Source organism: Pseudomonas sp. UF-293, from assembly GCF_058245595.1.
Window position 1 is genome coordinate 1 of sequence record NZ_JBSICA010000038.1, and the last position, 10,030, is coordinate 10,030.

Sequence of the window (10,030 nt, forward strand, 5' to 3'; positions counted from 1 at the left end):
GGCTCGCTCCCACAGTTGGAATGCATTTCAACCTGTGGGAGCGAGCCTGCACGCGAAGCTTTTAGCTGACCCACCGAGGTTTGCGCTTCTGCATAAAAGCCATGGTCCCCTCGATTCCCTCGTCTCCGGTCACCGCCACGCTGAACCACTGCGCGGCCTCATCAAGCAGTTCACTCGATGGCTGCCCGGCGCTCGCCAGTAGCAAGGCTTTGGTCGCGGCATTCGCTTCAGGTGCGCAGCGCAGCACCTGTTGCAAGACCTCGTCCAGTCGCTCGGCCAACGCTTGCGCATCCTGTTCAACGAAATGCACCAGGCCCAATCGCTGCGCTTCAGCGCCATCGAAACGCGCCGCCGTCAGGGCCAGGCGGCGGGTTTCGGTCAGGCCGATCCGTTGCACCACAAACGGTGCGATCTGCGCCGGGATCAGACCGAGGCTGGTCTCCGGCAAACCGAACTGCGCCTGGTGATCGGCCAAGGCAATATCGCTGACGCAGGCCAGACCGAAGCCGCCGCCGAGCACCGCGCCTTGCAGCACAGTGATCAGCACTTGTGGCGTGTGCTGGGCTTGCTCCAGCAGCGCGCCGAACGCCCGATTCAACTCGCGGTAAGCGTCCGCACCCTGCGACCGTGCGGTGGCCATGTCCTTGATGTCGCCGCCGGCGCAGAAATGCCCGCCGGCACCGCTGAGCACCAAGGCCCGCACCGCGCGGTCATCGCGTATCGCCGCCAGCACCGCGCGCAGTTCGGCGACCATTTGCAGGCTCATCGCATTGCGGCTGTCCGGGCGGTTGAGGGTGATGTGCAGCACGCCGCCATGCAGTTCCAGCAACAGCGTCTGGCAATCGGGCAGGCGGCTCATTTCTTTTTCCCCGGCAGGATGCCCATCAGTTTGCAGATGATCCCCAGCATGATTTCGTCGGCGCCGCCGCCAATCGATACCAGACGCACGTCGCGATAGGCGCGGGCCACCGGGTTGTCCCACATGAAGCCCATGCCGCCCCAATATTGCAGACAGCTGTCGCTGACTTCACGGCCGAGGCGTCCGGCCTTGAGCTTGGCCATCGACGCCAGTCGGGTGACGTCCTGACCTTTGATGTATTGTTCGGTGGCCTGATAGACCAGCGCGCGCAGGCATTCGATTTCGGTCTGCAATTCGGCGAGGCGGAAGTGGATCACCTGGTTGTCGATCAGCGCGTTGCCAAAGGTCTTGCGCTCCTTGCAGTACTCGATGGTGCTGTCGATGCAATATTCCAGGCCCTTGATCATGTTTGCCGCGCCGAACAGGCGTTCCTCCTGGAACTGCAGCATCTGCATCATGAACCCGGCGCCTTCATGGCCGATGCGGTTGCGCTGCGGCACGCGCACGTTGTCGAAGAACACCTGCGCGGTTTCCGAGCTGCGCATGCCGAGCTTGTCCAGGTGCGAGCTGAGGCTGATCCCGGGGGTGTTCATCGGCACCATGATCAGCGACTTGTTGATGTGCGGCTTGTCGTCGGAAGTGTTGGCGAGCAGGCAGATGAAGTCGGCGCTCGGCGAGTTGGTGATCCACATCTTGCTGCCGTTGATCACATAGTCATCGCCGTCCTTGCGCGCTGTGGTTTTCAGCCCGGCGACATCGGAGCCGGCGCCGACTTCGGAAACGCCGATGCAACCGACCTGTTCGCCCGTGATCGCCGGACGGAGGAATTCTTCGCGCAATTCATCGGAGCCGAAGCGGGCGAGGGCGGGTGTGCACATGTCGGTCTGCACGCCGATCGACATCGGAATCCCGCCGCAATGAATGGTGCCGAACTCTTCGGCGGCGACGATCGAATAGCTGTAGTCGAGGCCCATGCCGCCGAATTTTTCCGGCTTGGAAATGCCCAGCAGACCCAGTTCGCCTGCCTTGCGGAAAATCTCGTGGATCGGAAAGCGCCCGGCCTTTTCCCACTCTTCGACGTGCGGGTTGATCTCGTGCCTGACGAACTGGCGAACGGTGCGGCGCAGGGCTTCGTGTTCCGGGGTGAAGATCATTGTTGTTGTTCTCCGTAGGATCCGTGGCGGTCAGAAGCGGCTGACGCCGAAGCTGTTGGGTTGCAGCGTGCGCATGTCGGCTTCGTGACAGATATCCAGCAAGTAACCGAGCAAGGTGCGGGTGTCGCGTGGGTCGATCAGGCCGTCGTCCCACAGGTTGGCGCTGCCGTACAGTGCGGTGGATTGGCTGTCGAGTTTCTGCGCGGTCATCTGCTCGAGCATGTCGAGCATTTTCGGATCGGGCTCGATGCCGTCCTTGAGCTGCTTCGCTTCAGTGACGATGCGCAAGACCTTGCCGGCCTGCGCGCCACCCATCACTGCCGTGCGGCTGTTCGGCCAGGCGAAGATGAAGCGCGGATCGAGGCCGCGTCCGCACATGGCGTAGTTGCCGGCGCCGTAGGAACCGCCGACAACGATGGTCAGTTTAGCCACCCGTGCGTTGGCCACCGCTTGGATCAGTTTCGAGCCATGCTTGATCACACCTTGCTGCTCCGATTCGGTGCCGACCATGAACCCCGTGGTGTTGTGGAAAAACAGCAACGGCGTCTGGCTCTGGTCGCACAGCTGAATGAACTGCGCCGCCTTGCTCGCGCCGTTGGGTGTGATCGGGCCGTTGTTGCCGATGAAGCCGCAGGCGCGGCCCTGGATTTTCAGTTGGCCGCAAATGGTTTGCTGATCGAACTCGGCCTTGAATTCGAGAAAGTCCGACTCATCGGCAATCCGCGCGATGATTTCGCGCACGTCGTAGGGCTTTTTCGCATCGTCCGGGATCAGCCCCAGCAATTCGTCGACCGGATAGAGCGGCTCTTTGAATTGCCGCTCCGGCAGCCAGAGCAGCTGTTCGTTCCACGGCAGCATGCGCATGATGTCGCGCACCTGACGGATGCCGTCAGCGTCGTTTTCAGCGAGATATTCGGCGGTGCCGGCGACCTGCGCATGCATCTCGGCGCCACCCAGCTCTTCATCGGTGGCGACTTCACCGGTCGCGGCTTTGAGCAGCGGCGGGCCGGCGAGAAACAGCTTGGCCTTGCCGCGCACCACCACCACGTAATCCGACAAACCCGGTTGATAGGCACCGCCCGCCGTGGCCGAGCCGTGCACCACGGTGATCTGCGGCAAACCCATGGCCGACATTCGCGCCTGATTGGCGAAACTGCGCGCACCTTCAACAAAAATCTCCGCCGCGTAGTTGAGATTGGCGCCGCCGCTTTCGGCGAGGGTAATCATCGGCAGTTTGTTTTCCCGAGCGATCTGTTGCAGGCGCAGGGATTTTTTCAGGCCGCTCGGCGAGATCGTGCCGCCCTTGATCGCGCTGTTGTTGGCGACCACCATAACGCGGATCCCGCAGACGTAACCGATGCCGGCAATCAGCCCGCCACCGGCCGAACTGCCGTCCTTGTCGTCATGCAATTTATAGCCGGCGAGGCTGGCCAGTTCGAGGAACGGCGCGCCGGGGTCGAGCAGCAGGTTCAGGCGCTCGCGGGGCAACAGTTGCCCGCGTTTGGTGAATTTTTCTTTGGCTTCGGCGGCCTTGTTCAACAGGTTCTGTTCGAGCTGCTGCACCTGCTCGATGGCGACGAGCATGGCCGCGCGGTTGCGCGCGAACGCTTCGCTGTGCGGATCGAGTTGCGACTGAATCTGCGCCATGGCTTACTCCTTGTCCTTGAGCACGTCGGGACGCAACACTTCTGGTAAATACGCGCGGTGAAAACCATTGAACGATTCGCTGTGGCTGGCCTTGTGCAGCGGCCAGGCACGACTGCCGAGGCTGGCGGCGCCGTCGATTTTCACTGTGGTGCCGCTGATGAATGCCGCCGCCGGGCTGAGCAGAAACACGATTGCCGCACTGACTTCCGATTCGGTGCCGATGCGCTTGAGCGGCACGTGCTCGCGCAGGGTCGGGATCACCGCTTTGAATGCGCCCTCGTAAGTGTCCATGCCGCTGGAGGCGATCCATCCGGGCGCCACCGCGTTGACCCGGACCCCGGCGTAACCCCACTCGAACGCGGCGGTCTTGGTGAAGTTGTCCATGCCCGAACGCGCCGCGCCCGAGTGGCCCATGCCGGGCATGCCGCCCCACATGTCGGCGAGCATGTTGACGATGCTGCCGCCGTGTTTGCTCATCGACTGGTTGAACACTTCGCGGGCCATCAGGAAACCGCCGACCAGATTGGTCCGCAGCACGGTTTCAAAGCCCTTCTGATTGATCGAGGCTAAGGGCGACGGATACTGGCCGCCGGCATTGTTGACCAGACCGTGGATTGGCCCGTGTTCGGCGATCAGCTCTTTGACCAGTTGCTTGACCGCTTCTTCATCGCGGATATCGCAAGCCTTCCAGTGCGCGCAGCCGCCGTCCTCGGTGATTTCGGCGGCGACTTTTTCCAGCTTTTCCGGCTTGCGCCCGACCAGCAGCACATTGGCGCCGAGCGCCGCCAGTTCATGGGCGGTGCAGCGACCGATGCCGCTGCCGCCGCCGGTGACAATCAGGTTCTGGCCGCTGAACAGATCGGCGCGAAAAATCGACGCGTAAGCCATGCACACCATCCTCTAGTCGAGCTGTTCGGCGATGCTCTGTGGCACCGGGATCTGGATTTCCAATAGTTGCTGGGCGAAGGCCTTGCCTTGCGGGTCGATACGCAAACTGGCGACACCGCCACCGCCGAGGGCGTTTTCCAAGAGAAAGTTGAGGCTGTGGGTGCCGGGCAGGTACCAGCGTTCGACACGTCCGAGCACCGGATCGAGGACATGACGCATCCAGTCGACCACCACCGAAGTGGTCAGCGCTTCGGCGATCCACGGCAGGTAATCGGGATGGCGCGGCATCACGCCGATGTTGCTGTGGTTGCCCTTGTCGCCGGAGCGCGCCACCGCCAGTTTCACCAGCGGCACACTGGCATCGGCGCGGCCCTGGGGTTTGGGCGGTTGCTGGGCGAGCGGCAAATCTGCACTGTCGAGCGCGATCAGGTCGGGCAGGGCGCACGGATGACGTTCGCCGGCAATCTCGACTTGCAACGTGCAGGCGCTTTTATCGATGAGGAACGAGAACAGGCGGATGACTGGATACACGGTCGGACGTCCGCCGACGATGCCGGTCAAACCCGGCGCCATACCGGTCGCAGCCTGGGCGATTTCTTTGGAGAACAGCACCAGCGCGCGTTTATCGGGATGGCGCACAGCGATTTTGATTACCACTTCACGGCTGTCGCGGCGCTGGCCGTGGGGGCCGTAGGTGGCCTCGCTGCCGAGCAGCTCGACGTGGGTTTCGCTGTAGGGCGACCAGCCGCGCAGGCTGAACATCTCGGCGGTCTTGTCGATGATTGCCTGACTGACGCGCCGCGCCTTGTCTACCGCGTCGATGCCGGCCATCAGGCAACTCGCCGTACAGCGAAAACCGTCTGGATAGGTGGCGCTGACCTTGTATTTGTCGGTAGGCGGCAGGCCTTTGGCACCGTGCACGTGCACGACGTTTTTGCCTTGTTGCTGGAGTTTGACCTGGCTGAAATCGCAGATCACGTCGGGTAACAGATAGGCCTGCGGATCGCCGATTTCGTAGAGCATCTGCTCGCCGACAGTCAGCGGCGTGACCAGGCCGCCGGAGCCTTCGGGTTTGCTGACGAGGAACTGGCCATCGGCGCTGACCTCGACGATCGGAAAACCAATGTGCTCGTAATCCGGCACCTCGCGCCAGTCGGTGAAATTACCGCCGGTGCACTGCGCGCCGCATTCGATGATGTGCCCGGCCAGCGCGGCCTGGGCGAGTTTGTCGTAGTCGTGCCACGACCAGCCGAACTCATGAACCAGCGCCGCGCTGGCCACGGCGCTGTCAACCACCCGGCCTGTGATGACAATGTCGGCACCCAGGCGCAGAGCGTCGACAATCCCCGGCGCGCCGAGGTAGGCGTTGGTCGACACGCACATCCGCGGCAGTGGCGCGCCGCTGAACATTTCGCGAATGTCGGCGGGGTTTTTGAGCTGTCCTTGCAAGTCGTCGCCGAGCAACACGGCGATCTTCAGCTTGACCCCAGCCTGGTCACAGGCCGCTTGCAGGGCCGTCGCGCAGGCCTGCGGATTGACCCCGCCAGCATTGCTGATCACGCGGATCTTCTGTTCGGCCAGTTGCGTCAGCAGCGGCGCCAGCACTTCGATGAAATCACTGGCGAACCCGGCCTGCGGGTCTTTCAGGCGCGCGCCGGCCATCAGCGACATGGTGATCTCGGCCAGATAATCGAACACCAGATAGTCGAGCTTGCCGCCCGCCACCAGTTGGGCGGCAGCGGTGGAGGTGTCGCCCCAGAAGGCACTGGCGCAGCCGATTCGCACGGTGGTGGGCATTTTTATCTCCGACTCAGGGACCTGCGACAGAAGTGTCTGGAGGCTACCAAGCAAGCGCTTGGTTTGTAAACAGGCGAAACATTCTTCTGCCCAAGCGCTTGCTTGGTGCCCGCGCGCGGCTTAAATTGCGCGCAACCCTGCGGTTACAGGGGGCAACACACTGATCGACTGTAGGAGAGAACGGGTGGACGAGCAAAAAGCCCTGCGGGTCATGCGCGAACTGGTCGACCAAGGCCAGTTGACCGACCCGGACAGCGCCCGTGGCAAATTGCTGCAAGTGGCGGCTCACCTGTTTCGCAACAAAGGCTACGAGCGCACCACGGTGCGTGATCTGGCCAGCGCTGTGGGCATTCAGTCGGGCAGTATTTTTCATCACTTCAAAAGCAAGGATGAAATCCTGCGCGCAGTGATGGAGGAAACCATCCGCTACAACACCGCGTTGATGCGCGCAGCTCTGGCCGAAGCCGGCGACGTGCGCGAGAAAGTGCTGGCGCTGATTCGTTGCGAGTTGCAGTCGATCATGGGCGGCAGCGGCGAAGCGATGGCGGTGCTGGTGTACGAATGGCGCTCATTGTCAGAAGACGGCCAGGCTAAAGTCCTTGCATTGCGTGACGTTTATGAAGACATCTGGCTGCAGGTTCTGGGCGAGGCCAAGGACGCCGGCTATATTCGCGGCGACGTTTTTATTACCCGACGTTTCCTCACTGGCGCACTGTCCTGGACCACCACCTGGTTCCGTGCCGGCGGCAGTTTGAGCCTCGATCAGCTCGCCGATGAAGCGCTGATTCTGGTCCTCGAAGCGCGTTGAACGGTTGTCGGACCCGCCGACAAACTGGCTAAGTCGGCGAAACCGCCTAGCTTGAATGCATTGATCGCTATTTTTTTCGGGGAGTGGGGTGTTTTGAAGTCTTCGCCAATTCGGACAGCCGCCGGGCTGATGCTCGCTGCGCTGGCTGCGTTATGGGTATTGCCCGCTCAGTCAGCGCAATTGGTCCGGGTCGGCGCCGCGCATTTCCCGCCTTATACGATTCGCCCGGAAAACGGCGCCGACACCGGCCTGTTGCCGCAATTGATCGAGGCGCTGAACCGCTCGCAGGGCGAGTATCAGTTCGTCCTGGTGCCGACGTCGATCCCGCGCCGTTTCGGGGATTTCAAGCAGGGCCGTATCGACATGGCGATCTTCGAGAACCCCGAATGGGGCTGGAAGGAAATTCCTCACGAGGATGTCGACATGGGCCTGGAAGACGCCGAGATTTTTGTCGCCCAGCGCGAGGACGGCCGCCAGCAGAACTACTTTTCCAGCCTGTCAGGCAAGCGCTTGGCGCTGTTCAGCGGTTATCACTACGAATTCGCCAACTTCAACGCCGACCCGAAATTCCTCGCGCACAACTACAACGCCACGCTGACCTATTCCCACGACAGCAACCTGCTGATGGTCCTGCGCGGGCGCGCCGACATTGCCCTGGTGACCCGTTCCTATCTGTTCGATTACCTGCTGCGCAACGAAAAGGTTCGCGATGCGCTTCTGGCATCCCAGCGTACCGATCAGATCTATCACCATTACGCGATTCTGCGGCCAAGCGCTCCTATAACCGGCGAAGCGTTCGGCAACCTGTTGCAGCGTTTGCGCGACAACGGCGAGTTGTTGAAGATTTTCGAGCCGTATAGGATAGCGGTGGTGCCGGTGCCTCATCACTGAAGCGCTGTTTTCGTCCCGCGCTTAAATTTCCCCTCCCGGCTCACGTCACTTCGTTGAACTGTCGACGATTACGTGAGCCCGACCCATGTCCAATCTGAATGACCTGACTGCCCTGGCATTGCCCTCGGGCAGTCGCTTGATCGCTGATGCTACCGAGAGCCGGCTGAGCCTGAGCCTGGAGGGACAACCGTTGATTCGGCTGCGCCTGGACCGCGAGGCCAATGGCCCGATTCAGCTTGATGAACGTTTTGCCCTGCCGCCCGGGCAAGCCTTGTGGGCCGCCTGTTATTGGCTGTTCGCCCGTGACCCGGCGTGCCAGCAGCTGACCTGGCAACTCGATCAGCCGCCGACCGAAGCCTTGCTCAGTGGTTTGCTGATCAATACCGAAGTCGCCGGTGAGTATCGCTGCGAGCGCACGCTGTTCTGGCAACTGCCGCAGCCGTGGCTGGGCGCTTCACTGACCGGCAGCTACCCGCAGCAAATGGTCATCAGCCAGGGCAAGCGCCATCCGCTGCGACCGGTGAAGCCGCGCGGTGAAGTCTATCGGCGTTTCGATGCGCGACTTGGCGCGTGGATTTCCTTGCGAACGCTGGAAATCGAGGAAGATCTGTCGCGCTTCAATCGCTGGCAGAATAGCCCGCGCGTGGCGAGTTTCTGGCAGGAGGAGGGCAGCCTCGAGCAGCACCGCGAATATCTGAACAAGCTCGATGCAGATCCGCACACGCTGACCCTGATCGGCTGTTTCGATGATCAGCCGTTCGCTTATTTCGAAGCCTACTGGGCGAAGGAAGATCGCATCGCGCCGTTCTACGATGCTGGCGATTACGACCGTGGCATTCACATGCTGGTCGGCGAGGAGAGTCATCGCGGCCCGCACAAGGTGGCGAGCTGGTTATCGGCGCTGGTGCATTACCTGTTTCTCGATGATCCGCGCACCCAGCGCGTGGTTGCCGAGCCGCGTGCAGATAACGCGAAGATGATCGGGCACATGCACAACCAATGCTTTCACTGCGAGAAGGAATTCGATTTTCCGCACAAGCGCGCGGCATTGATGATTCTGGGGCGGGAGCGGTTTTTTGATCGGTGCAAGCTGGCCTGATGCGTTCGGCCTCGGCTTTCGTTTGAATCTGAGGCCGCTTTCGCGAGCAGGCTCGCTCCCACACTGGATTTGTGTCGTTGATCAAACCCTGTGGGAGCGAGCCTGCTCGCGAATGGCTTGACGCAGAATCCGGATCCTAACGACGACCCGCGATCACCGCATCCCGCCGACTGCCCGAAACCTTGCGGCAGTGCACCAAAGCATCACGAATCATGAAGTTGACCAGGGTTGGCGATACGCCCAGTTCCTTGGCGATGTCCTTTTGCGGTACGCCGTGCAAGCGGTACATCTCGAAGGCATAGCGGGTGCGGCTGGGCAGTTCGGTCAGCGCATCGGCGATGTGTTCCAGGGTCGAGAAGTTGATGTGCGAAGTTTCCGGCGAAGCGCCCTGAATCACCACGTTCAAGCCTTCCTCTTCCGGGCCTGAGTATTTCTGTTCGAGCGCCTGCTTGCGGTAGTGATCGATGGCGAGGTTGCGCACGATCTGGAACAGGTAGCTCAGCTGAGCCTTGATCGACGACGTGATCGGCGGCGCCGATTGCAGTCGGAAAAACGCATCCTGAACCACGTCTTCGGCACGAGACCTGCAGCCGGTAATGCGCGCTGCAATCTTGACCAGAATCAGTCGATTGTCGACGAATGCCTGAAGTAGCGGTGAATCGCACCTGCTTGTGGATACTTGTTCCGTCATGGAAATCACCTTGCTGCCAATAGGTTAGTGGGAGGGCCTCGGGGGACGGCGCCGTCCTACACATCGAGCGACAAATTATGTTGAATGATAATGATTGTCAAATGAGAAAGAGAGGTATTGCTGTAAGGCGATGTGTTTTGCGAACTGCGACACGCCGCCGCATCCCAGCCCCGCTGGATGTCGCGCCTGCCGACTA

9 protein-coding genes are annotated in these 10,030 nt (G+C 61.4%); 3 read left to right on the forward strand and 6 right to left on the reverse strand.

Annotation, left to right across the window (positions count from 1 at the left end; translation table 11 throughout):
• Positions 1-61: 61 nt before the first annotated feature.
• From AC4IHP_RS25180 to AC4IHP_RS25200, 5 genes are read right to left on the reverse strand one after another with little or no spacing between them, the layout of a single operon-like run.
• Positions 62-859 (reverse strand): enoyl-CoA hydratase/isomerase family protein, encoded by a 798-nt coding sequence (locus AC4IHP_RS25180; RefSeq protein ID WP_490833009.1) that lies wholly within the window; start codon positions 857-859, stop codon positions 62-64.
• The gene (gene atuD / locus AC4IHP_RS25185; RefSeq protein ID WP_490833010.1) at positions 856-2,013 is read right to left on the reverse strand and encodes a citronellyl-CoA dehydrogenase; all 1,158 of its coding nucleotides are present in this window, start codon (positions 2,011-2,013) and stop codon (positions 856-858) included. The genes AC4IHP_RS25180 and atuD overlap by 4 nt, the downstream gene beginning before the upstream one ends.
• Positions 2,014-2,043: 30 nt before the next feature.
• Positions 2,044-3,660, reverse strand: coding sequence for an acyl-CoA carboxylase subunit beta (locus tag AC4IHP_RS25190; RefSeq protein WP_490833011.1), 1,617 nt, complete (start codon positions 3,658-3,660; stop codon positions 2,044-2,046).
• 3 nt (positions 3,661-3,663) lie between these two features.
• Positions 3,664-4,548: an SDR family oxidoreductase gene (locus AC4IHP_RS25195; protein ID WP_490833012.1), complete on the reverse strand. Its 885-nt coding sequence runs from the start codon at positions 4,546-4,548 to the stop codon at positions 3,664-3,666.
• 12 nt (positions 4,549-4,560) lie between these two features.
• On the reverse strand, positions 4,561-6,345 hold the full coding sequence (locus AC4IHP_RS25200; RefSeq protein WP_490833013.1) for an acyclic terpene utilization AtuA family protein: 1,785 nt from the start codon (positions 6,343-6,345) through the stop codon (positions 4,561-4,563).
• Between the two features lie 184 nt (positions 6,346-6,529).
• Between AC4IHP_RS25200 and AC4IHP_RS25205 the strand changes: the two genes are divergently transcribed.
• The 3 genes from AC4IHP_RS25205 (at position 6,530) to AC4IHP_RS25215 (ending at position 9,143) form a co-directional block, all read left to right on the forward strand.
• On the forward strand, positions 6,530-7,153 hold the full coding sequence (locus AC4IHP_RS25205) for a TetR/AcrR family transcriptional regulator (RefSeq protein WP_016770820.1): 624 nt from the start codon (positions 6,530-6,532) through the stop codon (positions 7,151-7,153).
• A 93-nt stretch (positions 7,154-7,246) separates the two neighbouring features.
• A complete protein-coding gene (locus AC4IHP_RS25210) occupies positions 7,247-8,044 on the forward strand; it encodes a substrate-binding periplasmic protein (protein ID WP_490833014.1) in 798 nt (265 codons plus the stop codon).
• Positions 8,045-8,129: 85 nt separating this feature from the next.
• Entirely contained in the window at positions 8,130-9,143 is a 1,014-nt protein-coding gene (locus AC4IHP_RS25215; RefSeq protein WP_490833015.1) for a GNAT family N-acetyltransferase, read from the forward strand.
• A 136-nt stretch (positions 9,144-9,279) separates the two neighbouring features.
• Here the strand turns inward: AC4IHP_RS25215 and AC4IHP_RS25220 are convergent, their stop codons facing one another.
• Positions 9,280-9,834, reverse strand: coding sequence for an RNA polymerase factor sigma-70 (locus AC4IHP_RS25220; protein WP_008088195.1), 555 nt, complete (start codon positions 9,832-9,834; stop codon positions 9,280-9,282).
• Positions 9,835-10,030: the final 196 nt, after the last annotated feature.